General features: G+C 62.2%; 27 protein-coding genes and 2 tRNA genes. 18 read left to right on the top strand and 11 right to left on the bottom strand.

Going from position 1 to position 26,667, the window contains the following annotated elements:
• Positions 1-84 precede the first annotated feature (84 nt).
• Complete coding sequence (asnA, locus tag IU367_RS20660) at positions 85-1,077, bottom strand: aspartate--ammonia ligase (RefSeq protein ID WP_172955252.1); 993 nt, start codon at positions 1,075-1,077, stop codon at positions 85-87.
• 153 nt (positions 1,078-1,230) lie between these two features.
• Here asnA and asnC point away from each other — a divergent pair, with 153 nt between their 5' ends.
• A complete protein-coding gene (gene asnC / locus IU367_RS20655; RefSeq protein WP_042870194.1) occupies positions 1,231-1,692 on the top strand; it encodes a transcriptional regulator AsnC in 462 nt (153 codons plus the stop codon).
• A 177-nt stretch (positions 1,693-1,869) separates the two neighbouring features.
• Here the strand turns inward: asnC and IU367_RS20650 are convergent, their stop codons facing one another.
• Positions 1,870-2,634 carry a substrate-binding periplasmic protein gene (locus IU367_RS20650; protein WP_103472266.1) on the bottom strand — a complete coding sequence of 255 codons (765 nt, stop codon included), beginning with the start codon at positions 2,632-2,634 and terminating at the stop codon, positions 1,870-1,872.
• Between the two features lie 85 nt (positions 2,635-2,719).
• Here IU367_RS20650 and IU367_RS20645 point away from each other — a divergent pair, with 85 nt between their 5' ends.
• Positions 2,720-3,256, top strand: a complete 537-nt coding sequence (locus IU367_RS20645; RefSeq protein ID WP_103472265.1) for a DUF2301 domain-containing membrane protein — start codon at positions 2,720-2,722, stop codon at positions 3,254-3,256.
• Between the two features lie 118 nt (positions 3,257-3,374).
• On the opposite strand, the gene IU367_RS20640 is transcribed toward IU367_RS20645, so the two are convergent.
• The gene (locus tag IU367_RS20640) at positions 3,375-3,779 is read right to left on the bottom strand and encodes a CBS domain-containing protein (RefSeq protein WP_274452960.1); all 405 of its coding nucleotides are present in this window, start codon (positions 3,777-3,779) and stop codon (positions 3,375-3,377) included.
• Positions 3,780-3,913: 134 nt separating this feature from the next.
• Between IU367_RS20640 and IU367_RS20635 the strand changes: the two genes are divergently transcribed.
• Positions 3,914-4,618 carry an SDR family oxidoreductase gene (locus IU367_RS20635; protein ID WP_274452959.1) on the top strand — a complete coding sequence of 235 codons (705 nt, stop codon included), beginning with the start codon at positions 3,914-3,916 and terminating at the stop codon, positions 4,616-4,618.
• A 20-nt stretch (positions 4,619-4,638) separates the two neighbouring features.
• Here IU367_RS20635 and IU367_RS20630 read toward each other — a convergent pair whose 3' ends face one another.
• Complete coding sequence (locus IU367_RS20630) at positions 4,639-5,151, bottom strand: 2-amino-4-hydroxy-6-hydroxymethyldihydropteridine diphosphokinase (RefSeq protein WP_122974401.1); 513 nt, start codon at positions 5,149-5,151, stop codon at positions 4,639-4,641.
• Positions 5,152-5,278: 127 nt separating this feature from the next.
• On the opposite strand from IU367_RS20630, the gene cydH reads away from it, so the two are divergent.
• The 4 genes from cydH (at position 5,279) to IU367_RS20610 (ending at position 8,678) form a co-directional block, all read left to right on the top strand.
• The gene (cydH, locus tag IU367_RS20625; protein WP_017409791.1) at positions 5,279-5,371 is read left to right on the top strand and encodes a cytochrome bd-I oxidase subunit CydH; all 93 of its coding nucleotides are present in this window, start codon (positions 5,279-5,281) and stop codon (positions 5,369-5,371) included.
• Between the two features lie 105 nt (positions 5,372-5,476).
• Positions 5,477-6,877, top strand: coding sequence for a sensor histidine kinase (locus tag IU367_RS20620; protein WP_274452958.1), 1,401 nt, complete (start codon positions 5,477-5,479; stop codon positions 6,875-6,877).
• Between the two features lie 8 nt (positions 6,878-6,885).
• On the top strand, positions 6,886-7,401 hold the full coding sequence (locus IU367_RS20615) for a hypothetical protein (protein ID WP_274452957.1): 516 nt from the start codon (positions 6,886-6,888) through the stop codon (positions 7,399-7,401).
• Positions 7,398-8,678: a sigma 54-interacting transcriptional regulator gene (locus IU367_RS20610; RefSeq protein ID WP_042870179.1), complete on the top strand. Its 1,281-nt coding sequence runs from the start codon at positions 7,398-7,400 to the stop codon at positions 8,676-8,678. The genes IU367_RS20615 and IU367_RS20610 overlap by 4 nt, the downstream gene beginning before the upstream one ends.
• 72 nt (positions 8,679-8,750) lie before the next feature.
• Here the strand turns inward: IU367_RS20610 and IU367_RS20605 are convergent, their stop codons facing one another.
• Positions 8,751-9,233: a DUF1097 domain-containing protein gene (locus tag IU367_RS20605; protein WP_043554141.1), complete on the bottom strand. Its 483-nt coding sequence runs from the start codon at positions 9,231-9,233 to the stop codon at positions 8,751-8,753.
• 373 nt (positions 9,234-9,606) lie between these two features.
• On the opposite strand from IU367_RS20605, the gene msrP reads away from it, so the two are divergent.
• Positions 9,607-10,611, top strand: a complete 1,005-nt coding sequence (gene msrP, locus IU367_RS20600; protein WP_274452955.1) for a protein-methionine-sulfoxide reductase catalytic subunit MsrP — start codon at positions 9,607-9,609, stop codon at positions 10,609-10,611.
• Positions 10,612-10,708: 97 nt separating this feature from the next.
• A complete protein-coding gene (locus IU367_RS20595) occupies positions 10,709-11,341 on the top strand; it encodes a protein-methionine-sulfoxide reductase heme-binding subunit MsrQ (RefSeq protein ID WP_241279291.1) in 633 nt (210 codons plus the stop codon).
• A 48-nt stretch (positions 11,342-11,389) separates the two neighbouring features.
• Here IU367_RS20595 and IU367_RS20590 read toward each other — a convergent pair whose 3' ends face one another.
• Positions 11,390-11,638, bottom strand: coding sequence for a PepSY domain-containing protein (locus tag IU367_RS20590; RefSeq protein WP_274452954.1), 249 nt, complete (start codon positions 11,636-11,638; stop codon positions 11,390-11,392).
• 63 nt (positions 11,639-11,701) lie between these two features.
• Here IU367_RS20590 and IU367_RS20585 point away from each other — a divergent pair, with 63 nt between their 5' ends.
• The 4 genes from IU367_RS20585 (at position 11,702) to IU367_RS20570 (ending at position 14,830) form a co-directional block, all read left to right on the top strand.
• A complete protein-coding gene (locus tag IU367_RS20585) occupies positions 11,702-12,034 on the top strand; it encodes a PepSY domain-containing protein (RefSeq protein ID WP_043142650.1) in 333 nt (110 codons plus the stop codon).
• Between the two features lie 82 nt (positions 12,035-12,116).
• A complete protein-coding gene (locus tag IU367_RS20580; protein ID WP_005318517.1) occupies positions 12,117-12,773 on the top strand; it encodes an AHA_4052 family stress response regulator transcription factor in 657 nt (218 codons plus the stop codon).
• A 37-nt stretch (positions 12,774-12,810) separates the two neighbouring features.
• On the top strand, positions 12,811-14,160 hold the full coding sequence (locus IU367_RS20575) for a sensor histidine kinase (RefSeq protein WP_043142649.1): 1,350 nt from the start codon (positions 12,811-12,813) through the stop codon (positions 14,158-14,160).
• Between the two features lie 208 nt (positions 14,161-14,368).
• Entirely contained in the window at positions 14,369-14,830 is a 462-nt protein-coding gene (locus IU367_RS20570; RefSeq protein ID WP_043142646.1) for a hypothetical protein, read from the top strand.
• Between the two features lie 151 nt (positions 14,831-14,981).
• On the opposite strand, the gene torA is transcribed toward IU367_RS20570, so the two are convergent.
• Positions 14,982-17,462: a trimethylamine-N-oxide reductase TorA gene (gene torA / locus IU367_RS20565; RefSeq protein ID WP_274452953.1), complete on the bottom strand. Its 2,481-nt coding sequence runs from the start codon at positions 17,460-17,462 to the stop codon at positions 14,982-14,984.
• Positions 17,463-17,484: 22 nt separating this feature from the next.
• Positions 17,485-18,615: a NapC/NirT family cytochrome c gene (locus IU367_RS20560; RefSeq protein WP_241326217.1), complete on the bottom strand. Its 1,131-nt coding sequence runs from the start codon at positions 18,613-18,615 to the stop codon at positions 17,485-17,487.
• Positions 18,616-18,981: 366 nt separating this feature from the next.
• Between IU367_RS20560 and IU367_RS20555 the strand changes: the two genes are divergently transcribed.
• Positions 18,982-20,952, top strand: coding sequence for a DNA topoisomerase III (locus IU367_RS20555; protein WP_274452952.1), 1,971 nt, complete (start codon positions 18,982-18,984; stop codon positions 20,950-20,952).
• Positions 20,953-21,024: 72 nt separating this feature from the next.
• Here IU367_RS20555 and IU367_RS20550 read toward each other — a convergent pair whose 3' ends face one another.
• Both IU367_RS20550 and IU367_RS20545 read right to left on the bottom strand, forming a co-directional pair.
• On the bottom strand, positions 21,025-22,380 hold the full coding sequence (locus IU367_RS20550) for a TrkH family potassium uptake protein (protein ID WP_103472257.1): 1,356 nt from the start codon (positions 22,378-22,380) through the stop codon (positions 21,025-21,027).
• Positions 22,377-23,030, bottom strand: a complete 654-nt coding sequence (locus IU367_RS20545) for a potassium channel family protein (protein ID WP_043554131.1) — start codon at positions 23,028-23,030, stop codon at positions 22,377-22,379. Before IU367_RS20545 ends, IU367_RS20550 begins: the two co-directional genes overlap by 4 nt.
• Before the next feature lie 127 nt (positions 23,031-23,157).
• Here IU367_RS20545 and murB point away from each other — a divergent pair, with 127 nt between their 5' ends.
• On the top strand, positions 23,158-24,195 hold the full coding sequence (gene murB / locus IU367_RS20540) for a UDP-N-acetylmuramate dehydrogenase (RefSeq protein WP_274452951.1): 1,038 nt from the start codon (positions 23,158-23,160) through the stop codon (positions 24,193-24,195).
• Positions 24,192-25,157, top strand: a complete 966-nt coding sequence (birA, locus tag IU367_RS20535) for a bifunctional biotin--[acetyl-CoA-carboxylase] ligase/biotin operon repressor BirA (RefSeq protein WP_274452949.1) — start codon at positions 24,192-24,194, stop codon at positions 25,155-25,157. The genes murB and birA overlap by 4 nt, the downstream gene beginning before the upstream one ends.
• A gap of 77 nt (positions 25,158-25,234) precedes the next feature.
• Here the strand turns inward: birA and coaA are convergent, their stop codons facing one another.
• Positions 25,235-26,173 carry a type I pantothenate kinase gene (gene coaA, locus IU367_RS20530; RefSeq protein ID WP_042036009.1) on the bottom strand — a complete coding sequence of 313 codons (939 nt, stop codon included), beginning with the start codon at positions 26,171-26,173 and terminating at the stop codon, positions 25,235-25,237.
• Between the two features lie 261 nt (positions 26,174-26,434).
• Between coaA and IU367_RS20525 the strand changes: the two genes are divergently transcribed.
• Positions 26,435-26,519: transfer RNA gene (locus IU367_RS20525), tRNA-Tyr, on the top strand.
• 38 nt (positions 26,520-26,557) lie between these two features.
• Positions 26,558-26,632, top strand: a tRNA-Gly gene (locus IU367_RS20520).
• Positions 26,633-26,667: the final 35 nt, after the last annotated feature.

Genomic DNA, 26,667 nt, shown 5'->3' with positions numbered 1-26,667 from the left:
ATGCGCTCTCTCATCCCGGGCGGCCACACACCTGTCAGGCCTGACCCGCGCGCCGCAGCTCGCAGGTCAGGCCCATTGAATTGCTTACAGCATGCCCGGGATGGCGGTTTTCATCTCCGCCGGCCAGACGCCGACCTGCACCTGACCTATGTGTTCCTTTTGCAGCAACAACATGGCCAGACGGGATTGGCCTATGCCGCCGCCTATGGTTTGCGGCATGCGCGCGGCCAGCAGATCCTGGTGCCAGTCGTATTGCAGGCGATCTTCATCGCCCGTGATGGCGAGCTGGCGGCGCAGGGCCTCGGCGTCTACCCGGATCCCCATGGAGGAGATCTCGAAACTGTCTTCCAGCACAGGGTTCCACACCAGGATGTCACCGTTCAGGCCGGCCAGCCCCAGCTCGCTGTGACTGCTCCAGTCGTCATAGTCAGGGGCACGCACATCGTGGCGCTCGCCGTGGGAGAGGGCTCCGCCTATGCCGATGAGGAAGACGGCACCCAGCTCCTTGGCGATGGCGCGTTCGCGCCCCTTGGCGTCGAGATCCGGGTAACGGGTCAGCAGCTCTTCGCTGTGCAGGAACTGGATCTCGCCTGGCAGGAAGGGGGTCAGCGCGTGTTCGGCACAGACGGCGCGCTCGGTGGCCTTGATGGCGGCCCAGATGCCGCGCACCGTCTCCTGCAGATAGGCCAGATCGCGGCGCTCGCTCGGCATCACCTTCTCCCAGTCCCACTGATCCACGTAGACGGAGTGGATGGGGGTGAGACGATCCTCGTCCGGACGCAGCGCCTTCATGTGGGTGTAGATGCCTTCGCCCGGGCCGAAACCGAAGCGGCCGAGCGTCTGGCGCTTCCACTTGGCCAGGGAGTGCACCACCTCGTAGCTGTGTTCAGGCAGGGTCTTCACCTTGACCTGCACCGCATTCTCGTGGCCAGAGAGGTTGTCTTGAGTGCCATCACCGACCCGGCTCAGAATGGGGGCTTGCACCTCCATCAGGCCCAGTTGCTGGGCGAGTTGGCGGGAGAACATCTCTTTGACGAAGCTGATCTGTTGCTGGCTGCGAATGTAGTGCTGTTTCATGCTGAATACCTGTCTCAAATCCGTTGGATGTGACGATTCTTCAACAGATTGCCAAGTAAATTCAATATTCGATAATAGAAATAGGCTTTGTGTGTTTTTTTCTTCAAAATAAACCCATTATTAATGAGGTATCGTCAACGGGAGTTCAAAAAAGTGCCGGAAAATTATCGGATCGATAATCTCGATCAGGCCATCCTCACCGCCCTGATGGACAATGCGCGGATCCCTTACGCCGAGTTGGCCAAACAACTGGCGGTCAGCCCGGGCACCATCCATGTGCGGGTGGAGAAGATGAAGCAGGCGGGGATCATCGAGGGGACGCGGGTGCAGGTGAATGCCAAGAAGCTGGGTTATGACGTCTGCTGCTTTATCGGCATTAATCTTAAAAGTGCGAAAGATTACCCCTCGGCGCTGGCCAAGCTGCAGGCGCTGGACGAGGTGGTGGAGGCCTATTACACCACGGGCCACTACAGCATCTTCATGAAGGTGATGACCCGCTCCATCGACGAGCTGCAGACTGTGCTGATCCACAAGATTCAGACCATAGACGAGATCCAGTCCACTGAAACCCTGATTTCACTGCAGAATCCGATCTTGCGAGATGTTAAGCCCTGAGGTCTGTTGCGTGGGGGATGCGCGAGATCCATTTCACATGCGAAACCCTGATTTCACTGCAGAATCCGATCTTGCGAGACGTGAAGCCCTGAGGCTTGTTGCGTGGGGAGGGATGCGGGAGATCCATTTCACATGCGGAACCCGATCTTGCGTGATGTGAAGCCCTGATCGCCGGGATCAGGGTTCGATATAGGGGATGCCGTACTTGTCGTAGATGGCCTTGAGCCTGCCGTCGCGCTTCATGTGCAACAGCTCGGCATCATAGGCCGCCATCAGGGCCGGGGTGCCGGCATCGGCCCTGGCCTTGGTCCAGACGGTGTAGTAGGGGCTGGCCTTGAGCGGCTTGGGCAGGTAGTCGAGCTTGCCCTCCAGCCCTTCCTCCTTGATCTGGGCGAAGGCGGTGACCAGCGGCATGGGCACGGCATCTATGCGTCCGGCGATCAGCTTGCGCAGTTGCAGCTGGTTGATGGGGATCTCCTGGAAGTGATAGGCCGGATCGGTCAGGGCCGCCGTCAGCTCAGGGGTGTAGGAGAAGTCTTTGGTGACGCCGATGCGCCAGGGTTTGAGATCGCTCAGGGTGTCGTAGCGGATCTTCATCATGTCGGCCTTGCGCACGAAGAAGTGCCAGCTGTGGCGCAGGTGGGCCTGCTGCGGGTAGAGCAGATAGCGCTCTCGCTCCGGCTTGTAGGAGTGGGTCATCACCAGGTCATACGCGCCGGTTTCGGCATTGCGGGTGAGGCGGGCGCCCGAGTCGGTCAGCTCGATCCTGATGGGGACCTTGAGCTTGCCGAAGATGGCGGTGACCACGTCCACATCCAGCCCGCAGGGGCGGGCCTGGTCGTCCAGAAATTTCAGCGGCGGCTCCAGCGTGCCACCTATGATCAGTTCTTTGGCCTGGAGCCAGAGGGGAAGCAGCAGGCAGAGCAGAATGAACCTTCGCAAACCACATCTCCTGCACTGAATAGGGAATCGCCCACGGGTATAATTCAAGTATATTGGCCCGGATATTCAACAGAGACGACCCCGGATGGCAAATCCTGAAATCGAAAGTGAACTGGACGGTATCGACAGCTTGTCGGTCTGCCTCTATCGCCTTGGCCTGAGTCTGGCAGCTTTATTGCTTGTGTGTCGAGGGGCCAGCCTGCTGATTGGGCAGGATTTTTTACCGCCTGCGATCTGGCTGGCGGCCATGGCGGTGGCGAGCGGGGTGTGCGGGCTCTGTCTGCATATCTATGACAAGCGTATTCGCTTCATCCTGCAGGCGACGGCCTGGGGCGGCCTGATGCTGAGTGCCTGCGGGGCGCCGGACGTGCTGGTGCTGGGGGCTGTGCTGGCCACGCTTTCCGGCCTGGCGTTCAAGGAGCAGTTTTGTTTCGCCATTCCTGGCATCAAGGCGGTGCCCCTGTTGCTGCCGCTGTTATGGGGGCTGGAGTGGGCCCGGCTCGGCTGGGCCGCCGCCCTGGTTGCCCTGGCGTGCGGCCTGTTGCTCTGCCTGCTCAGTCTGGCCAAGTGGCGCATGCCCCTGCACTTCGACATAGGTGACAAGGGGCGCTATCAGAGCTAGGTCTGCTGACAGCCCTTCATCTGGTGGTTGAGGGCCTGCATCACCTGATGGCGGCTGATGATGCCGATCACCTTGCCCCCTTGCACTTCGACATAGGTGACAAGAGGCACTACCAGAGCTAGGTCTGCTGACAGCCCTTCATCTGGCGGTTGAGGGCCTGCATCACCTGATGGCGGCTGATGATGCCGATCACCTTGCCCCCTTGCAGCACCGGGTAGATCTTGGGTCTGGCCTCGCTCATCTGGCGCGCCAGCTCCAGTATGCTGTCGTCCGGGGCGACCGAGAGCGGCGTGCGGCTCATCAGATCTTCCACCCGGGTGCGGGTGTCGCAGTGATAGCTGCCGGTGAGCAGGCTGGGAAGGCAGTCCTGCTCGGAGAGAAAACCGATCAGCCGCTGCTGCTCGTCCAGCACCGGCAGGCCGCTCAGGCCTGAGTGGTGCAATCTGTCCAGCGCCTCGGCCAGGCCGAGTTGCGGGGTGAGGGAGTGGGTCAGGCGGCTCATGTGATCGCGGATCTGCAGCATCTGGGTGGCTCCAAAAGGGGTAAAGTGGTGTCACTATGGCCGCCGGGCGGCGGACGGGGCCAATGGCTTGTGCCGTGGAGATTGATAGGCAGGGCCCTGCCACGGGCCGGCAAGCAATGACAAAAGGAGAGGTTATGCGTGCATTGGTGACGGGGTGTGGCCGCCGGCTCGGCTTCTATCTGTGCGAGCAGCTGGTGGCGGCCGGCTGGCAGGTGACGGGCAGTTATCGCAGCGAGCGGCCCGAGCTGGCCAGACTGGCGGCGCTCGGGGTCGAGCTGGTGCAGGCTGATTTTGCTCGTGAAGAGGAGGTCGGCAGGCTGATCGAGGCGCTGGCCGCCCATCAGGATCTGGGGCTGGTGATCCACAACGCCTCGGCCTTCGAGCCCCAGGCGGCGGATCCGGCGGTGCAACTGGCCCAGTTCGAGCAGTTTTATCGGGTGCACATGGCGGCACCCTTCCAGCTCAACCGGGCGCTGGCGCCCCAGCTGGCGTGCAACGCCAATGCCGGCATCATCCACATCACGGATATCTATATTCACGCCCCGGCCCCCCAGTTTGCCAGCTATGTGGCCACCAAGGCGGGGGCTCACTCCCTTGCCATGAGCTTTGCCCGCGAACTGGCACCCGCCATCCGGGTCAACACCATAGAGCCTGGCCCCATCCTGTTTCTCGACGAACATGGCGACGCGTGGCGCCAGCAGGTGCTGGCGAAAACGCCGCTGGCGCGGGAAGGGGGGCTGGAGCCCATCTGGCAGGCGGTGCAGTTGCTGATGGAGAACGACTACATGACGGGTGCCAGCATCCGGGTCGATGGCGGCCGCAGCCTGGCCGTCATCTGAGCCCTGACCCGGAGCGGCGCTCAGCTTCTGGCGACAGAGGCCTCTGCCGCCTGATGCAGGGCCAGGGGGGTGAGGCCGACCTGCTGCTCCTCGATCACCTTGCCCGCCATCAGCCGGGTGTGCAGTGGCAAGGTGACCTTGCGATCGCGCACCTCCCCCTGCCCATACAGCTCGGCCAGCAGCTCGTTGAGGTAGGCATCGACCCGGGTAGCGGCGAAGTCATCGGTCGGGTTGCTGGCCAGAATGTCGATGTCCAGCGGCCGGTCGAGCACCTTGCAGTTCGGATCGCCGCGATCCCGGCCGTGGGCCAGCTCCATGGCGATGAAGACGGTTTTCAGCTGCAGGGGCGTCAGCGTGCTTTCTGTGACGAACAGGCAGTTGAGGAAGTCGTGGCGGGAGTGCATCCCCACCGGTTTGGTCTGGATCACCGAGCTCAGTTGCAGGCGACCGAAACGCTCGAGCAGTTCGCCGACCGCCTGGCTGACATGCTGGTGGGGATCCAGATTCGATCCAATGCTGCACAGATAGAACATCTTCATCGGTCCTTGAGTAGGGCTCATCTGAAATGTATACACGGCTCACGGTAATCGGATTAACTATGCATTAACATCAAATTGTCTGTTGTGATCAGGCTCTATGTTGGCAAGAAAGGAGGTTTGCATGAGTGTGGAACTGAAGTGGGCACTGTTGACCGCGTCTGGCGCGTTGGCGATGATCCTGATTATCTGTGTGGCATCCGTCGGTCTGGCGTGAACCCCATCCCTCATTTTGCAGTATGAACCGGCCTCCTGGCCGGTTTTGCTTTTTGGGGGAGTGCGGATATGCTGGCCCACCCATGATGAATCGAGACAGCCCAAGATGACCAAGGTACGTCCACGCTCCCTGTTGCAAGTGGTATTGATGGGCTTCGTCCTGGTATTGATGCCGCTGGGCGGCATGATCTGGCACGACAGCCAGGCTCTCGAACACCTCAGCCAGTTGACCAGCGACGAGCTGGAAAGGGCGGTGCGCGATACCCGGCGGGCTACGCTGCTCACTACCCAAGCCATTGATCTGGAACGTACTCTTCGTCGTTATGCCGTGCTGGGGGATGATCGCATCCTGGCCAGCTATCAGCAGCAGCTGGCGAGCTATCGCGGCCTGCTCGCCGCCCATCAGAGTTCGATCCCGGATGCCGAGGCCTACACGGGTCTCGAGCAGGCACTGACCTGGCTCGACAGCCTGCAGGATCTGGCCCGCGCCAAGGCCGAGTCGACCAGTCCGAAGTTTGATGAATTTAACCATGTTAATCAGCAGCTTGAGGTCATCACTCGCAGCCAGGTAGACGAGCATGTCAGCCGGGTGCGGGCCACCATAGCCGACCTGATGACGGAGATCTGGTGGGTCAGCGGTTTCGTGGCTGTACTCAGCCTGCTGCTGGTATTGCTGTTTACCTATCTGATCATCCACCCGGTACGTCAGATTGAGTCGCGGATCTTGAGCCTGGGTGCCGGGGTGGAACCGGACAAGCGCCCGGTGGACGGGCCGGCTGAGCTGGTGTTGCTGGGGGAGCGGATCGGCTGGCTGCACGACAAATTGAAGGAGCTGGAGCAGCAGAAATACCAGTTCCTGCGCCACGTTTCCCATGAATTGAAGACCCCGCTGGCGGTGCTGCGGGAGGGGGCGGATCTGCTCTCAGAGCAGCTTGTAGGGCCCTTGACCCCGGATCAGCAGGAGATCTGCCAGATGCTGGAGGAGAACAGCCGCCGGTTGCAGACCCTGATTGAGCGCCTGCTCGATTTCAACCGCCTCAGCCAGCAGGAGGTGTTCAGCCTGACCCCGGTGGCGCTGGCGCCCCTGTTGTCAGAATTGTCTGCAGAGTACCGGCTGGCGCTGGAATCCAAACAAATCAGTGTACACTTGCCGACCGATCCGATCATGCTGCAGGCCGAGCCGTATCGCTTGCGGCTGATCCTCGATAATCTGTTTTCCAACGCGGTCAGTTATGGCGCCATGGGCGGCCAGATCTGGATCCGCGCCGGGCAGGATGCCGATGGCTGCTGGCTGGAGGTGGCCAACGAAGGGCCCTCCATTCCGGTGGCCGAGCGGGAACGGATCTTCGAGCCGTTCGAGCAGGGCAGCATAGTGCGGCAAGGTTTGTTGAAGGGCTCCGGCATGGGGCTCTCCATCGCTCGCGAGTCGGCGATGAGCCTGGGCGGCGAGTTGGTATTGGTTGAAGATGAACAGGCGGATGTCTGTTTCCGGTTGACGTTGAAGTGAAGCCTAAGATGAAACAATGTGTTGTTCCGGTATTGATGATGGGTCTGCTCACAGGCTGCTCCCTGTTGCCCGCGGGTGAACCGGCGGCGTCGTCGGATATCGCCCTCGCCAAGCGGATGGAGTTTGCCAACAAGGAGATGCAGGTGCGCCTGCAGTACTCGGACTGGCTGCTGGCCAGTCATGCCCAGCAGCGGGTGCAGGAACGTCAGCGCCTCAAGGGGGCGAGCGACATCGAGAGCCGGGTCAGCCTGGCCATGGTCAATACCCATCCGTCCGAGTCGGTGGCAAATCGCCGGGCCGGACTGGACAAACTCAAGAGCCTGCTGCCCGAGCTGGGGCTGGATGCCCAGGCCTTCCTGCGCAGCTGGATTGCCCTCGGCGAGGAGCTGCTGGCCCGCGACAGCCGGCGTGACGATCAGAGTCAGGAGGTGCAGCGTCTGCGCCGCCAGATCGAACAGCTCTCCGCCATCGATGAACAGCTCAATCAGCGCAAGCTGAACGGCAATGGCGAGGCGCTGAAATGAGTCGCATCCTGCTGGTCGACGACGATGTCAGCCTGCTCAAACTGATGAGCATGCGCCTGCGCAGCCAGGGCTACGAGGTGGATACCGCCGACAGTGCCGAAGGGGCGCTGGACAGACTGCGCCAGCAGCGGGCCGATCTGGTGCTGAGCGATCTGCGCATGACCGGCATGGATGGATTGGCGCTGTTCGAGCGCATCCAGTCCCAGTGGCTGGGGCTGCCGGTCATTATCATGACAGCCCACGGCACCATACCCGATGCCATTCAGGCCACCCGTTCCGGGGTATTCAGCTTTCTCACCAAGCCCATCGACAAGGATGAGCTGTTTGCCACCATAGAACATGCGCTGAGCCTGACTCGCCCAAAGCAGCGGCAGGATTGGCAATCGCTGATCCTGACCCGCAACCCGCAGATGGAGCAGTTGCTGATCCAGGCCAACAGCATAGCCGGCATGGAAGTGCCCGTGCTGATCATGGGTCCTTCCGGTTCCGGCAAAGGGGTGATGACACAGGCGCTGCATCAGGCCAGCAGTCGCCGTGACAAGCCGCTGCACGCCATCAACTGCGCCGCCTTGCCGTGGGCCGCGCTGGATCTGCAACTGTTCGGCGAGGATGGTCAGTCCGGCCTGTTCGAGCAGGCCAAGGGGGCAACCCTGTTTCTCGACGAGATAGGGGATCTGTCGGAGTCATTGCAGGCCAAGCTGCTGCAGGTGCTGCAGGAGTACGGTCAGGGCATCCCCGAGGTGCGGGTCATCAGCTCCAGCCATCAGGATCTGGTGGCGGCGATGGAGGAGGGGCGCTTTCGGGAGGATCTCTTCTACCGCCTCAACGTGGCCAACATCACCTTGCCGCCCCTCAGTGCCCGCAGCGAAGACATTCCGCTGCTGGCCAGACAGGCGCTGGACGAATATCGCAGCCGTCACGGCGACTGCGCCGCCCTCGGCTTCTCGCCGGAGGCACTGGCCCTGCTGGCCGCGGCGGGCTGGCCCGGCAACGTGCGCCAGCTCTACAGCGTGGTGGAACAGCTGGCCAGCCTCTGCTGCAGCCCGGTGATCGGCGCCGCCATGGTGGAGTCCGCCCTGAGCGGCGGCAGCGGCGGCATCCCCTCGTTCAACGAGGCGCGGGCCGAGTTCGAGAAGGAGTATCTGATCCGGCTGCTGCGTACCACAGAGGGCAACGTGACCCTGGCGGCCAACATGGCGGGCAGAAACCGCACCGATTTCTACAAGCTGTTGAATCGGCACGGTATAGAAGCGGCAAACTTCAAGTCGAAGGGATAAATGACAGAGGGGCGGCCCGTCGATGACGGACCGCCCCTCTTGTTTCAGACCGAATCGGCCAGGTCGGCAGGATCAGGCCGGGTCGGTGACGCCAGCCGTGGCCTGGGCTTTCTGGGTTTTCTGGGAGAGCCAGAGGCCGCTCGCCTTCATCAGGTAACCGAACAGCGCGCCTATCACCAGGGAAGGCAGTATCAATCGCCACTCTCCCGCCGCCCCGAAGGTGGCGCAGCAACCGGCGAAGGTGCCGGGAATGTAGCCGAGCCACTGCTGCTTGGCCTGCACGCACATCAGGGTCGCGACCACCCCCGTCATCATGTAACCCGCCACACCGGCTCCCCACCAGGCATCCCCGTGGATCAGCAGCAGGGCCCACAGCATGCCGCTCACATTGCACAACATGGTTTGCAGCAGCGCCTTGTAGCCACCGCTGGAGGCGAAGTAGCTGGTACAGCCGAGGAAGCCGACCCAGGAGATGAGGCCGAGGGCGACGGCAACCCAGCCCCAGATGGCGGAGAGGATCCCGGTCGTGATGGCGATGGCGATCAATGGGCTCATGGTGTGACTCTTCAAAGTAGTGACATCTGGAAAAAGGGGGAGCCTACCCCTCGCAGGGGGGGCGGCAAGCAGGGGCGGAATTGTGTGTGATCTTCATCACTCATTTCAACTCAGGAATACGCTTGCGCTCGCGAAAAAAATTCATTGGTGGCGTCTTTGGCCCTGCACCATAGTTAGAGGCCCTGTCCTGCTCATGGAGTGAGTCTGATGGTGCCAAATGTGATCGTTCCTCTGCTGGTGTTCGTAGTGCTGTTCCTGGTCGGAACCATGGCCAAGGCCCTGCCCCTGCACCAACTCATGTAAATTTGTGTGAAATAAAACTCGGCCGGGGCGGGTCTTATGGTTATCACCCTCATAGCCCCGGGAGTTTTTCATGTTGATCAAGCGCCGCTCTTTCCATCACCCCACCGAGCAGGATGTCACCCCGGAAGCCGTCTATCAGGATCGCCGCCTCATCCTGAAGGGGCTCGGGCTGGGGGCCGCGACCCTGGCGTTTCCCACTCAGGCGGGCGTGCTCGATCTCTTCTCCGCCGACAAGCCGACCCCTGCCGCCGCGACCAGGCCGCTCAACATCCATGCCGCTGCCCGGCCCGAGGGCGTGATCATCACCCCGGAGGAGAAGGCCACCACCCACAACAACTTCTATGAGCTGGGCACCGACAAGGGGGACCCGGCCCGCAATGCCCATTACCTCAAACCCGAGCCCTGGACCCTCAAGGTCGAGGGGGAGGTGGCCAAGCCGTTTACGCTGGACGTGTGGGATCTCATCAACAAGAGCACGCTCGAAGAGCGCATCTACCGGCTGCGCTGCGTGGAGGCCTGGTCCATGGTGCTGCCCTGGAGCGGCATCTCGCTGGCGGACCTCATTCGCCGTGCCGAGCCCAACAGTCGCGCCAAGTTCGTGGCCTTCGAGACCCTGTATGACCCCGAGCAACTGCCGGGACAGGCCTCCCGCTCCCTCGGTGGCGGCATCGATTATCCCTACGTGGAGGGGCTGCGCATCGACGAGGCGATGAATCCGCTCTCCTTCCTGGCGATGGGCCTCTACGGCAAGACGCTGCCCGCCCAGAACGGGGCACCGATCCGGTTGGTGGTGCCCTGGAAGTACGGCTTCAAGAGCATCAAGAGCATAGTTTCCATCCGGCTGGTGGAGGAGATGCCGCCCACCACCTGGAATCTGCTGGCATCGAACGAATATGGCTTCTACGCCAACGTCAATCCACAGGTGGATCACCCGCGCTGGAGCCAGGCCAGCGAGCGCTTCATCGGCGAGGGGGGCATCTTCGGCGCCAAGCGTCAGCCGACCCTGATGTTCAACGGCTATGCCGACGAGGTGGCCTCGCTCTATCAGGGGATGGATCTGCGCAAATGGTATTGAAACTGACGCTCTGCCCGAACGGTGTCTTGCCCCCTTCTCCCCTTGCGGGAGAAGGGTTGGGGATGAGGGGTGGGAAAAACATAACGGGAACTGCGATATGACGCCGAGACTGAAAACAGCCCATATCAACGGCTTGCGCCTGCTGGTACACCTGGCCTCGCTGGGGTTTCTGCTCTGGCTGCTGGTGGCCGTGCCCGGCGGCCTGCTGGGAGGGGACCCGGTACAGGGGCTGACCCACTATCTCGGCAAGGGGGCGCTGCATCTGCTGCTGCTCACCCTGCTGGTGTCACCGCTGGCCAAACGCTGGCGCCAGGGTCAGCTTATCAAGCTGCGCCGTCCCCTCGGGCTCTGGTGCGCGGCCTGGGCCGGGTTGCACTTTATGGTCTGGCTGGGGCTGGATCTGCAGTTCGACTGGGGCCTGATTGGCGGCGAGCTGGTGAAGCGCAGCTACATACTGGTGGGGGCGCTGGCGCTCTTGCTGCTGGTGGCGCTGAGCATCACCTCGATCCCGGCCCTGCTGCGGATCATGGGGCCGGCCTGGCAGAAGCTGCACAACTGGATCTATGCGGTGGCCCTGCTGGTGCCTGTACACTACTGGTGGTCGGTGAAGAGTGGCTGGCAGGAGCCGCTCATCTATTTGCTGCTGGCCTGTGCCCTGCTGTGGCCACGGCGGGACAAGCTGCTGCGCCCCTGGCGCCAGCGTCAGCCACAAAAACTGAAAGAGGCGTGACTCGTCGCGCGCTCATCCGGCGCGCGCAGCGCACATAGCAAAAGAGGCCTAGTCGGCCTCTTTTTTGGTGATCTCCCCCGTGTAGGCATCGACCAGCAACTGCACTCGCTGCTCCTGGGCATCCAGGGTTTCTACCTCGAATTTATCCCCTTCCAGCTCCACTTCCCGAATGTCGTGGTACCCTTGGGCCAACAGCAGCTTGACCAGCGCCGGCATGTCGAGACGCGTCTGGGCCGCCCAGCCGAAGGTGGAAAAGAGGCAAAGGATCAGCAGGATACTGCTTGGGATCATATTCATTCCGGATTCATGGCTGGCAGACTATAAACGGCATTATGTTAGGTTTTTGGAGATGAATCATCCATGAATAGAGCCCTGTCTCTGCTTGGGTTGCTGCTGCCCGTGATGGCGCAGGCAACCACGCCGAACGAGGCCTTGCTGCAACAAGCTGTCAGCGAGGGTCGGATCAGGCCCTTTCATGAGGTGATGGAGGTGGCCTCTCGCCTGCCGGTGCGCGTGCTGCGCGTCGATCTGGGGGAAGAGGACGGCATCTGGTTGTATGAGCTCAAGCTCATCGACAGCGAGAACAGCGTCATCAAGGTGGGCTATCGCGCCGACAACCTGGAGATGGTGTGGCTCAAGGGCCATCATCTGGAGCGGCTGTTCGAGCCTCGCCCTCCACCGGAAGAAGAGTGACCCGGTTGGGCGCTCGGGCAGGCATGGCTGCCAGACCCCCTCTCCGCTGACGCAAGTGTAACCCTGCTTTGGATACCCATTTATGCGCATTCTGATAGTTGAAGATGAGAAGACACTGGCGGGCCAGCTGGCGGAACAGCTGCGTCTGTCCGGTTTCGTGACCGACCTTTGTCATGATGGCAACGAGGCCGGCTTTCTCGGCGAGACCGAGCCCTATGACGCCATCATCCTGGATCTCGGCCTGCCGGGTCGCGATGGCCTGAGCGTGCTGAAAGAGTGGCGCAGCAAGGGGATAGATACCCCAGTGCTGGTGCTGACCGCCCGCGGCCAGCTGCACGAGAAGATTGAAGGGCTCAATGCCGGTGCCGACGACTACCTCACCAAGCCGTTCCAGGTGGCCGAATTGGTGGCGCGGGTGCAGGCGCTGGTGCGGCGGGCGGCGGGCAATGCCAGCTCGATCCTGGAGATAGGCGGAGTGCGGCTCGACATGGCGGCCTCCCAGGTCTGGTACGAAGGCACCCCCATCAAGCTCACCGCCCACGAGTTCCGGGTGCTGGGTTACCTGATGCAGCACAGGGGCAAGGTGGTGTCGCGCAGCGAGCTGATCGACCACATCTATGCCCAGGATTTTGACCGCGACTCCAATACCGTCGAGGTGTTCATCGGCCGGATCCGCAAGAAGACCCACGCCGATCTGATTGAGACTGTGCGTGGCCTCGGATACCGGATCAACGAATGAATCGGGCGTTGATGCAACTGCGGCAAGGGTACGCTGAATGAGGCTGGTACGGACCCTGCGGGGGCGACTGGTGGTCATAGCCCTGGTCTGGTGCGGCCTCTTCCTGTTCGCCACAGGTTTCAGCCTGCAGACCATGATGCGCAACTACTGGCAGGAGGCGGAGGCCGACGGCCTGCGCCTGCAGCTCTATGATCTGCTCTCCCGGCTCGAGATCCAGCCGGACGGTCTGCCCATAGTCACCGAGCCCATGGCCGATCCCCGTTTCCGTCAACCTTACTCCGGCTACTACTGGCAGCTGGAGCTGGGGGATGCCGTGGTCAGCCGCTCCCGCTCCCTGTGGGATGTGCACCTCGACGTGCACGGCCTGAAGTCGGCGTTTGGCGACCCGGATCTGTTCGTCGGCAAGGGGCCCAACAAGGAGCCCCTGCTGATCATGACCCGTGCCGTGCTGCTGCCGGGCTCTGACAAGGTGTTTACCCTGGTGATGGCCAAGGACAGCAGTGCCCTGACCCAGACCCTGAAGAAGACCCGGATCAGCCTGTTCCTCGGCCTCGGTTTTGCCGCCACCGGCCTGGTGCTGGGCTTCATGTTCCAGATCGTCTATGGTCTGCGCCCGCTGCATCTGCTGCGCCGCGAGCTGGGGCGGGTGCATCAGGGGCATCAGGAGGGATTTCGGCTGCGTTACCCGCTGGAGATCCAGCCGCTGGTGGAGGACATCAACCGCCTGCTCCACCACTACGGTGAACTGCTGCAACGGGCCCGCTCCCACACCGGCAACCTGGCCCATGCCCTCAAGACGCCGCTCAGCATAATGCGCAATCAGGTGGCCCAGTTGTCACCCGAGGATCAGGCCGCCATCGGCGAGCAGCTCGACCAGATCCAGCGCCACATCGACTATCACCTCGGCAAGGCCCGGGTGACGGGCGCCGCCAAGATCCTCGGGGTGTCGACCCCGGTGCGGGCGCGGGTGGAGTACATCTGCCGCGCCTTCTCCCGGCTCTATCCGGGCAGGGAGGTGGATCTGCAGGTGCCGGCCAATCTGGCGGTCGGGGTGGAGGAGCAGGACTTCGACGAGATGGTGGGCAACCTGCTGGAGAACGCCTTCAAGTGGTCGGCCGGCCAGCTGCGCATCTCCAGCGCCGAGCTGGGGGGCTGGATCACATTGCGCATCGAGGATGACGGCCCCGGCATGAGCGAGGATCAGATCGCCAAGGCGGTGCTGCGCGGGGTGCGGCTCGATGAGAAGGTGCCGGGCTCCGGGCTCGGCCTCAACATAGTCTCCGATCTGGCCGAGGCCTATAGAGGCAATCTCATCATGGGCCGGGCGGAATTGGGTGGCCTGGCGGCGTCTCTGTCACTGCCCAAGGTGGCAAGGGTGGATAGCTAGGGATCACGCCCGTTATGGGGCAATGGAATTGGGGTGGCCCGTTCCCCGTCTCCGCTCAAGGTGGCCTGGGTAGAGAGCCAGGTATTATCAAGCCTTGTCATGAGGCAATGGAATTGGGGTGGCCCGCGCCCCGCCACCGCCCAAGGTGGCACGGGGAGCGGGCCAAGCATAAGATAAGACACTTGTTCAAGCCTGAGGAAGGGTAGCAATGACAGACGATCCATGGGCACTATGTCATCTTGATGACTCGTTCGATTCCTCTGTACTGGGGATCAAGGGGGCTCAGCTCCAGTGGTTCGAGGACAGAGATAGCCTGATCGCATTCCTGCTGGAAGATTTCATCGATCTGCTGGCCGATGTGGGTGAGCTGGACGAAGACGAAATCGCGAGCGCCCGCGAGCGCTTCACCCTGCTGGTGGAGCAGATCAGAGACGATCGCGGTCTGGTGGATGCGCTCAACGATCTCGCCTCCGGCCTGCGTCGCATCGCCTGGCTGGGGCCGCTCTCCGAGCTGGCCGAGGTCAGCGATGACTTCGCCGCCGGCCTGCGCCGCTATTTCTGGACCCAGTACGACGGCGACGAAGATGACCCGGATGCCTGGGTGCCGGAAGAGCTCTGGCCCCAGCTGGTCGAATGTGCGGAAGAGTACATGCAGGAAGGGGACTTCTGAGTCACCTTGTCCGTGCTCTGGCTGCAGAGCGGGTTGCGTGTGCACAAGAGTACATGCAGTAAGGGGGCTTCCGAGTCACCACTGCCCCAGCAAATTGACAGCAATAAAAAACGGCGCCTGATGGCGCCGTTTTTGTTGGTCGAGTGTGAACTCAGCCGTTGGCCGGGACCGCGTGGGCGGTATTGGCCAGTGCCGGGCCCCTGTATTTCTCGATCTGCAGCTGGGCCATGTGGCCGCAGTTGCCCTGCGCCAGGCTGGAGGTGCCCTCGTCGAAGGTCAGGCAGTTGACGTTGCCGTTCTTGCAGATGGCCCCCGCTTCACCCGGCTTGGCCGGGTCGAACCAGGCCCCTTCACAGATGCGCACCACGCCAGGACGTATGTCTTTCGACACCAGGGCGCCCACTAGGATCTGGCCGCGATCGTTGAAGGCACGCACCAGGTCCCCATCCTGAATGCCACGGGCCTTGGCATCATCCGGGTGGATCAGGATGGCCTCCCGATCGGCGATGGCAAACTTGTCCCGCAGCGGCGTGTTGTCCAGCTGGGAGTGCAGGCGCTGGGTCGGGTGCGAGGTGTTGAGCGACAGCGGATAACGGCTGGCCGCCTCGCTCTTCAGCCACTCCTTGGGCTCATACCACTTGGGATGGCCGGCGCAGTCGGCATAGCCCATGCCGGCGATGGTGTTGGAGAAGATCTCGATCTTGCCGGACGGGGTGCCGAGCGGGTTGAGCAGCGGGTTCTCGCGAAAATCGGCGTGACGGATCCACTGGCGGTTCGCCTCCGGAATGGGGAAGCGGATGTAGTTGTTGGACTCCCAGAACATGGTGAAAGGCGGCAGTGCCACCCGGGCACCACGGGCCTGGGCGGCCATGCCGTCATACATCTGCTTGAGCCACAGCATCTCGTCCTTGCCTTCGGTGTAGGCCTCCAGCAGGCCCAGCTTGGCGGCGATGGCGCTGAAGATGTCGAAGTCGTTGCGTGACTCGTGCTGGGGCGGCACGCACTGGTGCATGGGGAAGACGTAGCGCTGGGAGTAATCGCCGCCCATCTCCAGATCGTTGCGCTCGTAGCTGGTGGTGGCCGGCAGCACTATGTCAGCGTGCTTGGCGGTGGCGGTCCAGTAGGGCTCGTGCACTATCACGGTTTGCGGTTTGCGCCAGGCCTTGAGCAGGTTGTTGGTGTCCTGATGGTGGTGGAAGGGATTGCCACCCGCCACGTAGACCAGCTTGATGTCCGGATAGCTGAGCTGACGGCCGTTGAAGTCGATGGTCTTGCCCGGATTGGCGAGACAGTCGGCGATGCGGGCCACCGGGATCGGCGCCGGGCTGTTCTTGGGGGCGTTGCCGGCCGAGATACCCGCCAGTATGCCGCCCTTGGCGGTGGGGCTGCCACCGGAGGAGTAGTGGTAGCTGAAGCCGTAACCGCCACCGGGCAGGCCGATCTGGCCCAGCATGGCGGCCAGGGTCACCAGCATCCAGTTGGGCTGCTCGCCGTGATGCTGACGCTGCATGCCCCAGCCCGCCATGATCATGGTGCGCTTGGACGCCATGTCGAGGGCCAGCTGACGGATCACGGCGGCATCGACGCCGCAGACCGTGCTCGCCCACTCGGCGCTCTTCGGCTGGCCATCCTCCTTGCCCAGCAGGTAGGTGAGGAATTTGTCGAAGCCGCTGGTGTAACGGTCGAGGAAGGCCTGATCGTGTTTCTGCTCGGTATAGAGGGTGTGGGCCACCCCCAGCATCATGGCCACGTCGGTATAGGCGTTCGGCGCAATCCACTCGGCCCCGGCCAGCTTGGCAGTCTCGTTGTAGACGGGGTCAATGCTGATGATGCGGGTACCCTTCTCCTTGAGCGCCTTGAAGCCGGCCTGACCCTCGTGATCCGGCATGTTCCAGCTGTTCTTCAGGGTGACCTGGGCGTTGACCCCCCACAGCACTACCAGTTCGGCGTGCTCGATGACGTTGGGCCAGGCGGTCTGCTGCTCATACACCTCGATGGAACCCATCACGTGGGACATGATCACCTGGGCGGCACCGGCGGAGTAGTCACCGGCATAACCGGTGAAGCCACCGGCCAGGTTCATCAGGCGGTGCAGCAGGGTACGACTGTTGTGGAACATGCCGACGCTCTTCCAGCCGTAGGAACCGGCGTGGATCGCCTGCGGGCCGAAGTCGCTCTGCACCCGGCCAATCTCGCCGGCCACCAGTTCGATGGCTTTGTCCCAGCTCACCCGCACCCATTCGTCGGCGCCGCGCAGCTCGGGTCTGGCGCCCGGGCCCTGCTCCAGCCAGCTCTTGCGCACCATGGGATACTTGATACGGTTCTTGGCGTGAACCTGGAACGGGGCCATGTCGATGAGATCGTTGGGCGCCGGATCATCGGCCACCGGCTGGACGCGCACCATGCGGCCCTCTTCGACTATGGCTTCGAAGGCGCCCCAGTGAGCACCGGTCAGTATGCCCTTCTGGGCGGGAACCAGGGTCGGGAACTGTTCAAGCGCCGTGCTGATGGCCTTGGCCAGGGCACTTTTCGGGAAGATGCCGGCCAGCAGCGGCAGGGCCGCGCAGGCGCCGAGCCCCTTGAGCAGGTTGCGGCGGGAGAGATTGGTTTTCTTATCGGTAAAAAAAGTCATGACGATTTCCTCTGTGCCAGCCTTAGTGCGCCGCGCTCATGTCACTGGCATGTTTCTGGACGTATTGGGTCAACATGCGAGCCTGTTCCGGGGTCAGGGAGGTACGGGATTCCATCCCCTTGATGACGCCGATCCACTGGTTGGCATTGAAGTGATCCAGCGCCGTGAGGCCGTGGCAGCCGGTACAGTTGTTGGACATCAGGGTAGAGGCGTATTGCCACAGCTTGCCCTGATCGCCGATGAGCTGGCTCTGATCCACCCAGGCGGTCAGGCTGACCTGATGCCAGGTAAGGTTGGTGGCGCTGTCGGTTTCGCTCTGGCCGGTGACCAGGGATTTCTTGGCGTTATCGCCGACCAGCACGCTCAGGATCCGCTTGCCGGGGGCGGCGTAGAAGACTTCGCTCACGCCGTCCTGCTGCCAGCCTTCGATCTGCACCTGGGCGCGGCCATTCTCGTTGGCCAGCACTTCCACCCTGGTGGAGGGCATCAGGGTGCCTTCGTCTGTCTTGGCGGCGGCATCGAGGAACAGCGGCGCCGTGGCGATGGCGTAACGGGTGGTGACGTTGGCCGGGGTCTGGGCGGCAGCCTGGGCCAGCTCGCTCGCGCCGGCGGCGGCCAGCTCGCTCATATCAGGCATGATGTGGGCGACACCGCGGTGGCAGTCGATGCAGGTCTGGCCTTCCTTGATGGCGACCGGGTGCTCGGCGCGGGCATTGGGGCGCTGGGCCAGAATGTCCATGGCGGCGTAGCTGTGGCAGCTGCGGCAGGTGGCAGAATCGTTGGCCTTGAGCTCGTCCCAGACGGACTGGGCCATGCGCAGCTTGTGCGATTCGTATTTCTCCGGGGTGTCCAGGGTGCCGATCGCTTCGTGATAGATATCCTTCACGGCGCGGATTTTGGTCCACAGATAGGCGCTGGGTTCATTGGGGATGTGGCAGTCTGCACACTCGGCCCGGATGCCCTTCACGTTCTGGAAGTGGACGCTGCCCTGATACTCGGCCAGCGGTGTCTGCATGGAGTGGCAGGAGACGCAGAACTCGGTAGAACTGGTTTTATGCATTACTGTCACTGTGACACCCAATGCCGCGACGCCCAGCAGGGCCCCGAGCAGCAGGAGCCAGAACCAGGTCTTTCTCAATAATTTTCCAAGCATGGCGGCGTTTTCCTACGATCAAATATTACCAATATAGTAGTAGCTAGGGAGAGGTAGTGGATTGACCTCTATCATGATTTTTATTTCGTATTGTTATTTTAAATGCATTTATTATTTTGTATTTTATCATTTAATTGAATTTAATTTAACTTCAGTGCTTTTATCATCCTGTTCGCACTCGTTCGGGCCAGGTTTCATCATCTGGCTCGCATGAGCATCCTCAAGGGTAGTTGCATCCTTGACCCCGAGTCGCGGCGCTGACCGACAGCGTGCTCGCGATCACCGGATCCACGGGTGGCCGGGCTTGGGCTTTGCAAAAGGCTCGGTATATACTGTTCGCATATACAGTATTCAGGTATGTTTGCCATGCGACTCTTTATCGCCGAGAAGCCCAGTCTGGGCCGCGCCATTGCCGATGTGTTGCCCAAGCCCCACAAGAAGGGGGACGGTTTTATCGAAACCGCGCAGGGGGATGTGGTGACCTGGTGCATCGGCCACCTGCTGGAGCAGGCCGAGCCCGATGCCTACGACGCCGCCTTCAAGCAGTGGCGCATGGAACAACTGCCCATCATCCCCACCCAGTGGCAACTGGTGGCCAAGCCCAAAACCAAAACCCAGCTCACCGTCATCAAGCGGCTGATCAAGCAGGCCGACTGCGTGGTGAATGCCGGTGACCCGGACAGGGAAGGGCAACTGCTGGTGGACGAGGTGATCGATTTTCTCGGCTACCCCAAGACCAGGCCCGTACAGCGCTGTCTCATCAGCGATCTCAACCCGCCGGCGGTGCGCCGTGCCCTCGACAAGCTCAGGGACAACAAGGAGTTCGTGCCGCTGGCGGTGTCGGCGCTGGCCCGCAGTCGCGCCGACTGGCTCTATGGCATCAACATGACCCGGGCCTACACCCTGCTCGGCCGCAAGGGCGGTTGCAGCGAGCTGCTGTCGGTCGGCCGGGTGCAGACCCCGCTGCTGGGGCTGGTGGTGCGGCGGGATCTGGAGATAGAGGCCTTCGTGCCCAAGCCCTTCTACGAGGTGCTGGCCCATGTGGTGACCGAAGGTAACGAGCGCTTCAGCGCCAAGTGGCTGCCTTCCGAGGCCTGCCTGCCCTGGCAGGATGAGGAGGGGCGGGTGCTCAACCGGGCACTGGCCGAGAAGGTGGTCAGTCGCATCAATGGCCAACCAGCCGTGGTGGAAGAGGTCGAGGAGCAGGCCCGCAAACAGGCGGCGCCGCTGCCCTACAACCTCTCCAGCCTGCAGATCGATGCCGCCAAACGCTTTGGCATGGATGCCAAGCGGGTGCTGGATGTGTGTCAGGGGCTCTACGAGCGCCACAAGCTCATCACCTACCCGAGATCCGACAGTCGCCACCTGCCGAGCGATCACTTCAACCGGGCCGCCCAGGTGCGGGAGGCCATAGCCGCGACCGCGCCGGCGCTGGCCAGGGCGGTGAGCGAGGCGGACGGCAAGATCCGCAGCAAGGCGTGGAACGACAGCAAGGTGGATGCCCACCACGCCATCATCCCCACCGAGAAGCGTGGCAACGGGGCCAGCCTCAGCACCGATGAGGCCAACATCTACGCTCTGGTGGCGCGCCAATATCTGCTGCAGTTCTATCCCCCATTCGAGTACAACGACAGCAAGGTGCTGCTGCGCATCGCGGGCGGCCTGTTCCAGGCCAAGGCGCGGCGGATCCTCAAGGCGGGCTGGAAGGCGCTGCTGGGGGTGGAAGAAGATGACGACGAAGAGAAAGCCGGTACCCTGCCCGCCCTGAAAGAGGGGGAGCAGCTGCTGTGCGAGCGGGGCGAGCTGCTGGAGAAGATGACCCAGGCCCCCAAGTCGTTCACCGATGCCACCCTGCTGGCCGCCATGACCGGCATAGCCCGCTACGTGCAGAACCCCGAGATCCGCAAGACACTGCGCGAGACCGACGGCCTTGGCACAGAGGCGACCCGGGCCGGCATCATAGACCTGCTGTTCAAGCGCCGTTTTCTGGTGCGCCAGGGCAAGAGCATCAAGGGCACTCCCACCGGACGGGCGCTGATCCTGGCATTGCCTGCCACCGCCACCACACCGGATATGACGGCCCTGTGGGAGCAGAGCCTGGGCCAGATCGCCGAACGGCACGCCAGCTACCAGCAATTCATGGGGCCGCTGACGGAGCAGTTGAACGGCTTGATCGAGGGGGCCAGGCAGGATTCAGGCGCCAGCTTCAGCGCCCTGCCCAAGGCAGCGCCTGGGGCCAGCAAGCAGCGCTTCACCCGCCGCAAGAGCAGCGCGGGGACGGCTGGCACGGCTCGCAAGAGTGCGGGCAAACGGCCGGCCAAGGCCAAGGTGGCCTGAGCCGTTGCACCGGGCGTTAATGCCGAGAAAAAGAAGGGGCCATAATGGCCCCTTCTTTTTATGGATGCGGGCTCAGCCCGTATAGACACCCTCTTCCGGGTACTTGATGCGGGTTTCGCTCGGGCGCGCCAGCATGAAGGCCAGGGTCAGCGGGCCGAGACGGCCGCAGATCATCACCAGCACCAGAATGAGCTTGCCAGGTTCGCTCAGGCCGGCGGTGATGCCGGTGGAGAGGCCCACGGTGGCAAACGCAGATATGGTCTCGAACATGATCTTGTCGAAGGATTGCTGCTCGGTGATCATCAGCAGGAACATGGCCAGCATCAGCACCATGGTGCTGACTATGATGATGGCCAGCGATCGGGTCACTATCTGGGGCGACAGGGTGCGGCCAAAGGCGGTGACGTGGGGGCGTTTGGTCAGGAAGGCCTTGGTGGCCAGCAGCACCACCGCAAAGGTGGTCACCTTGATGCCGCCACCGGTAGAGGTGGCACCGGCACCGATAAACATAAGCATCATCATGAACAGCAGGGAGGCGGGTACCATCTGACCTATGTCGATGGAGTTGAAACCCGCGGTCCGCGCACTGGTGGACTGGAAGAAGGCCGCCAGCCACTGACCCCCGAAGGAGGCCTTGCCGAGGGTGCCCGGGTTGTTGTGCTCCAGCAACCAGAACATCAGGGTACCCAGCAGCAGCAGGGCCGGCGTCATGATCAGCATCAGCTTGCTGTGCAGCTTCAGCTTGCGCCAGCGGCGGTTGCGTACCAGATCGACGATGACGGTGAAGCCAATCCCCCCCAGGATGATCAGCGCGGCTATGGTCAGGCTGATGACGGGGTCGTCTCTGTAGTCCATGAGATTGTTGGCAAACAGCGAGAAACCGGCGTTGTTGAAGGCCGATACCGCGTGGAAGAAGCTGACATAGAGGCCGCGCCCCCAGCCCATCTCGGGTACCCAGCGTATCGCCATGAGGGCGGTGCCGATCAGCTGGGCGATGAAGGCGAACAGCACTATGCGCTTCACCAACTGGATGATGTTGACCGAGCCCTCCTGGCCCAGCGCCTCCTTGGCCAGTACCTGCTGGCGCAGGCCGACCCGTTTGCTGAACATGGCGATCAGCAGCAGCGTCATTGTCATCTGGCCCAGGCCGCCAATTTCCATCAGCATCAGCAGGAAGATCTGCCCCTGCAGGGTGAAGGCAGTGCCGGTATCCACCACCCCGAGGCCGGTCACGCTGATGGCCGAGGTGGCAGTGAAGAGGGCATTGACGAAGGTGACCTCGCCCTTGTGGCTGGAGGGTTGCACCAGGAACAGGGTGCCGACCAGCAGTATGATCAGGAAACTGCCCAGGATCAGCTTGGCCTCGCTCCAGCGGGACTCATCGTCTCGGTGCAGGGCGAAGGCGTAGCTGCTACGCCAGCGTGTCATAAGGTTTCCAGCCAGTGGTCGATGGCATGCTTGTTGCCCGCCAGGATCAGGATGTCACCCAGTTGCAGCTCCATCTTGCCGGTCAGCACGTTGTGCAGCACCTGGCCACGCTTGATGGCCAGCAGTTGCAGCTCGGTCTGTTGCAGCAGGTGCAACTCGGCCAGGGTGCGGCCATTTTGCGGCAGACCTATGACGAACTCGGTCAGCACCATGTCGTGACCCAGCTCCAGATAGTCGAACAGCCGGTTGTCCAGCATGCTCTGGGCGACCCGGCGACCCATGTCCCACTCCGGGTTGATCACCTTGTCTGCGCCGACTTTTTGCAGGATCTTGGCGTGGAACTTGTCGCGTGCCTTGACCCACACCTTCTTCACCCCGGCCTCCTTCAGCACGAGCGTGGTGAGTATGCTGGTCTCGAGGTTGTCACCTATGGCGACGAAGACGATGTCGAAATTGGCCAGCCCCAGTTCGGCCACTGTGGACTCATCGGTCGCATCGGCGACGACGACATGGTTGCACAGGGTGGCGATCTGGCGAGTCTTGCTCTCGTCGATATCAATCGCCAGCACCTCGGCATCCTGCCGTTGCAGCTCTTCGCACAGGGCGCTGCCAAACAGTCCCAGGCCGATGACGGCAAATTGGTTGTTCATGAGTACTTCCTCAAGAGTCGGAGCCGCATACTCTACTCCAGCGGATCGAGTCCGAAAAGAGGGCCGGATTTTTCGTCCGGCGGGAATATAAGGTAGACTGCCCGCTCGCCATTGTCGGGACACGCAGATGAAACTCACCCCTCACGCCTCCTTGTTGACGCTCAACACCCTCGCCCTCGATGCCCATTGCCTCTGGTTGGCGGAGGTGGCACAGGTCGACGACCTGCAGCAACTCGTGACCAAGCCTGAACTGACCGACCTGCCTCGCCTGGTGCTGGGTGGTGGCAGCAATGTGCTGTTTTGCAATGATTTTGCCGGACTGGTTGTGCTCAACCGTTTGAAGGGCATCCAGCTGCAGGATGGGGGGGAACACTGGCTGCTGCACGTGGCGGCCGGGGAAGAGTGGCATCAGCTGGTGTGCCACGCCCTGCAACAGGGCTGGTACGGCCTGGAGAATCTGGCGCTGATCCCGGGCACGGTCGGCGCCGCGCCTGTGCAGAACATAGGCGCCTACGGGGTCGAGCTGGCCAGCTTCTGTACCTATGTCGAGGCGTTCAACTGGCAGAGTGGCCAGCTGGAGCGCATCGATGCCGCCGACTGTCACTTTGGCTACCGCGACAGCATCTTCAAGCACGAATATCAGGACAGCCACTTTATCACCGCCGTCGGCCTGCGCCTGCCCAAGGCCTGGACGCCGGTGCTGGGTTACGGTCCGCTGGCGGCGCTCGGGGACGCGCCCACCGCGCAGGCCATCTTCGATACCGTCTGCGCCACCCGTCGTGCCAAGCTGCCGGATCCCGCCGTGCTCGGCAACGCGGGCAGCTTCTTCAAGAACCCAGTGGTGACGAGGGCGCTGGCCGACACGCTCAAGCAGCAGTATCCGCACATGCCCTGCTACCCGGCCGGGGAAGGGCAGGCCAAGCTGGCCGCGGGCTGGCTCATCGATCAGTGCGGCCTCAAGGGCTTTGCCATCGGCCGCGCCGCCGTCCATCAGGAGCAGGCGCTGGTGCTGGTCAACCTGGGGGGCGCCAGCGCCATGGAGCTCATCGCCCTGGCGGCCCATGTGCGCGACAGCGTGGAGCAGAAATTCGGGGTGGTGCTGAAGCACGAGGTGCGCTTCATGGGCCTGACCGGTGAGACTTGGCTCGATGAGGTACTGGCATGACTCTGACTCCCACCAGACATACGCTGATCACCCTGCTCAGCGATGGTCAGTTCCACTCAGGCGAGCAGCTCGGCGAGCAGCTCGGCATCAGCCGTGCGGCCGTGAGCAAGCACATGGCCGCGCTCAAGGAGCTGGGGCTGGATCTGTTCAGCCTGACCGGCAAGGGCTATCGGCTGGCGGTGCCCATGGCGCTGTACGATCAGGTGCAGTTGCAGGCGCTGGCTCCCATGGCGCCGGTGCATTGCTTCCCGGTGATCGACTCCACCAACCAGTACCTGCTGGAGCGGGTCAACCAGCTGCAGTCCGGCGAGAGCTGTCTGGCCGAGTGCCAGACAGCGGGGCGCGGTCGCCGTGGCAAGCCCTGGGTCTCTCCCTTCGGCTGCCAGCTGATCCTCAGCATGTACTGGCGGCTCGAGCAGGGCATGGCGGCGGCCATGGGCCTGAGTCTGGCAGTCGGTGTGGCCGTGGTGCAGGCGCTGGAGTCGCTCGGTTATCCGGGGGTCGAGCTGAAGTGGCCGAACGATCTCTATTATCAGGGCCGCAAGCTGGCGGGCATTCTGGTGGAGATGAGCGGCAGCGCCGGTGCCAGCTGCAACCTGGTGATCGGGGTCGGCCTCAATCTGGCGATGCCGGCCCGGGAGGGGGAAAGGATCGATCAGGCCTGGTCCGAGCTGCGCCACATACAGCCGGAACTGGTGGATCGCAATCTGCTGGCCGCCCGCATGATCGAGTACCTGCAACAGGCCATGGTCACCTTCGAGCAGAGCGGCCTGGCCAGCTTTGTCGACGACTGGAACCGGCTCGATCACTTCGCCGGCCGACCGGTGCGCCTCCTGATGGGGGAGCAGGAGATCCGCGGGGTGGCTCGCGGCATAGACGATCGCGGCGCCCTGCGCCTGGAGACAGGTGAAGGGACAAGATTCTATCTGGGGGGTGAAATCTCCCTGCGCCGGGGCGACTGAGTCCTTGTCACAGCGACAGCAATGAAAGAGGGGGCCTGCGGGCCCCCTCTTCGTTCAGGTACTGTGTGCCTCGGCCATCACTTGCGCAGCTTGATCTGCTCGATGGCGTGCTCGTGGCCCTTGGTCAGGATCAGGTTGGCCCGTTCCCGGGTTGGCAGGATGTTTTCCTGCAGATTCAGATAGTTGATATCTTGCCATATGGTGTTGGCAATCTTGCTGGCTTCACTCTCCGCCAGTTTGGCGTAGTGATGGAAGTAGGAGTCCGGATCCGAGAAGGCGCCGCTGCGGAACTTGAGGAAGCGCTCGACATACCAGGTGCGCAGCAACTCGGCCTCGGCATCCACATAAATGGAGAAGTCGACAAAATCCGACACGAAGACGCGATGGGGTTCCTGCGGGTAATCCATGCCGCTTTGCAGCACATTGAGTCCTTCCAGGATCAATATGTCAGGCTGCTCCACTACCTTCTTCTCATCGGGGATGATGTCGTAGATGAGGTGGGAGTAGACGGGGGCCTCGACCTTCTCGTGGCCGGCCCGGATATTGGCGACAAATTCGACCAGATGACGGATGTCGTAGGATTCCGGGAAGCCCTTGCGACGCATCAGGCCGCGCTCTTCCAGCACCTTGTTGGGATAGAGGAAGCCATCCGTGGTGACCAGCTCCACCCTCGGGTGTTCGGGCCATCGCTCCAGCAGCGCCTGCATGATGCGGGCCGTGGTGCTCTTTCCCCCCGCCACGCTGCCGGCGATGCTGATGATGTAGGTGCCCTTGCCGCGCGACTGGCCGAGGAACTGCTCCAGTACCCGGCTGCGGCGCTGCTTGGCCTTGACGTAGAGATTGAGCAGGCGGGAGAGGGGCAGATAGATCTCTTCCACCTCCTGCAATGACACCTTCTCGTTGATCCCGCGCAGGGTCTGCAGATCGTGTTCGGTCAGGGTCAGGGGGACAGCATCGCGCAATAACGCCCATTGTTCGCGGGTGAATTGCAGATAGGGGTTATGCTCTGTCGTCATGGTGTCATCACTGTTTCTTGGGCAGGGCGACCATACACCAAGGGGTGGGGAGCGACAAGAGACGCGGCGGATTCGAGGAGAGAGTGAGTCCTTTTTTGCATGCTTCCCGGCAATAATGCACATTTTGCAAGGCGCAATGGTTGCATCCCCAAAATCCTTACAATAAAATGCGCGACGCTTGGATGTCTGTCGCCTATTTGCCCGGCAAAAGCGACAAAACAACGGGTGCAAGCAGAATTACCGTTGTGGCATTTATGCACTGGAGGGGTTCCCGAGCGGCCAAAGGGATCAGACTGTAAATCTGACGGCTCTGCCTTCGAAGGTTCGAATCCTTCTCCCTCCACCATATTTCTCTGCGGTTTGAGTTCTTTGGGTTAGAGAAATGCGGGCATCGTATAATGGCTATTACCTCAGCCTTCCAAGCTGATGATGCGGGTTCGATTCCCGCTGCCCGCTCCAAGATGCTGATACGGCTCAGGCGATACCAAGAGTCA

Origin of the sequence: Aeromonas bestiarum (genome assembly GCF_028751155.1) — a bacterium.
GTDB lineage: Bacteria > Pseudomonadota > Gammaproteobacteria > Enterobacterales > Aeromonadaceae > Aeromonas > Aeromonas bestiarum.
Note: the sequence above shows the minus strand (reverse complement) of the source record. Positions and strands in the feature narration are given on the sequence as shown.

What these genes read in the sequence shown, in the direction of transcription:
- cydH (WP_017409791.1), top strand. Translation starts at nt 5,279, where the DNA reads ATGAGTGTGGAACTGAAGTGGGCACTGTTGACCGCGTCTGGCGCGTTG.
- IU367_RS20635 (WP_274452959.1), top strand. Translation starts at nt 3,914, where the DNA reads ATGCGTGCATTGGTGACGGGGTGTGGCCGCCGGCTCGGCTTCTATCTG.
- IU367_RS20615 (WP_274452957.1), top strand. Translation starts at nt 6,886, where the DNA reads ATGAAACAATGTGTTGTTCCGGTATTGATGATGGGTCTGCTCACAGGC.
- IU367_RS20610 (WP_042870179.1), top strand. Translation starts at nt 7,398, where the DNA reads ATGAGTCGCATCCTGCTGGTCGACGACGATGTCAGCCTGCTCAAACTG.
- IU367_RS20630 (WP_122974401.1), bottom strand. Translation starts at nt 5,151, where the DNA reads ATGTTCTATCTGTGCAGCATTGGATCGAATCTGGATCCCCACCAGCAT.
- IU367_RS20560 (WP_241326217.1), bottom strand. Translation starts at nt 18,615, where the DNA reads ATGCTTGGAAAATTATTGAGAAAGACCTGGTTCTGGCTCCTGCTGCTC.
- IU367_RS20590 (WP_274452954.1), bottom strand. Translation starts at nt 11,638, where the DNA reads ATGAATATGATCCCAAGCAGTATCCTGCTGATCCTTTGCCTCTTTTCC.
- IU367_RS20605 (WP_043554141.1), bottom strand. Translation starts at nt 9,233, where the DNA reads ATGAGCCCATTGATCGCCATCGCCATCACGACCGGGATCCTCTCCGCC.
- IU367_RS20640 (WP_274452960.1), bottom strand. Translation starts at nt 3,779, where the DNA reads ATGCTGCAGATCCGCGATCACATGAGCCGCCTGACCCACTCCCTCACC.
- IU367_RS20595 (WP_241279291.1), top strand. Translation starts at nt 10,709, where the DNA reads ATGACGCCGAGACTGAAAACAGCCCATATCAACGGCTTGCGCCTGCTG.
- torA (WP_274452953.1), bottom strand. Translation starts at nt 17,462, where the DNA reads ATGACTTTTTTTACCGATAAGAAAACCAATCTCTCCCGCCGCAACCTG.
- IU367_RS20575 (WP_043142649.1), top strand. Translation starts at nt 12,811, where the DNA reads ATGAGGCTGGTACGGACCCTGCGGGGGCGACTGGTGGTCATAGCCCTG.
- IU367_RS20645 (WP_103472265.1), top strand. Translation starts at nt 2,720, where the DNA reads ATGGCAAATCCTGAAATCGAAAGTGAACTGGACGGTATCGACAGCTTG.
- coaA (WP_042036009.1), bottom strand. Translation starts at nt 26,173, where the DNA reads ATGACGACAGAGCATAACCCCTATCTGCAATTCACCCGCGAACAATGG.
- murB (WP_274452951.1), top strand. Translation starts at nt 23,158, where the DNA reads ATGAAACTCACCCCTCACGCCTCCTTGTTGACGCTCAACACCCTCGCC.
- IU367_RS20580 (WP_005318517.1), top strand. Translation starts at nt 12,117, where the DNA reads ATGCGCATTCTGATAGTTGAAGATGAGAAGACACTGGCGGGCCAGCTG.
- IU367_RS20570 (WP_043142646.1), top strand. Translation starts at nt 14,369, where the DNA reads ATGACAGACGATCCATGGGCACTATGTCATCTTGATGACTCGTTCGAT.
- msrP (WP_274452955.1), top strand. Translation starts at nt 9,607, where the DNA reads ATGTTGATCAAGCGCCGCTCTTTCCATCACCCCACCGAGCAGGATGTC.
- birA (WP_274452949.1), top strand. Translation starts at nt 24,192, where the DNA reads ATGACTCTGACTCCCACCAGACATACGCTGATCACCCTGCTCAGCGAT.
- asnA (WP_172955252.1), bottom strand. Translation starts at nt 1,077, where the DNA reads ATGAAACAGCACTACATTCGCAGCCAGCAACAGATCAGCTTCGTCAAA.
- IU367_RS20620 (WP_274452958.1), top strand. Translation starts at nt 5,477, where the DNA reads ATGACCAAGGTACGTCCACGCTCCCTGTTGCAAGTGGTATTGATGGGC.
- IU367_RS20585 (WP_043142650.1), top strand. Translation starts at nt 11,702, where the DNA reads ATGAATAGAGCCCTGTCTCTGCTTGGGTTGCTGCTGCCCGTGATGGCG.
- IU367_RS20550 (WP_103472257.1), bottom strand. Translation starts at nt 22,380, where the DNA reads ATGACACGCTGGCGTAGCAGCTACGCCTTCGCCCTGCACCGAGACGAT.
- IU367_RS20555 (WP_274452952.1), top strand. Translation starts at nt 18,982, where the DNA reads ATGCGACTCTTTATCGCCGAGAAGCCCAGTCTGGGCCGCGCCATTGCC.
- IU367_RS20545 (WP_043554131.1), bottom strand. Translation starts at nt 23,030, where the DNA reads ATGAACAACCAATTTGCCGTCATCGGCCTGGGACTGTTTGGCAGCGCC.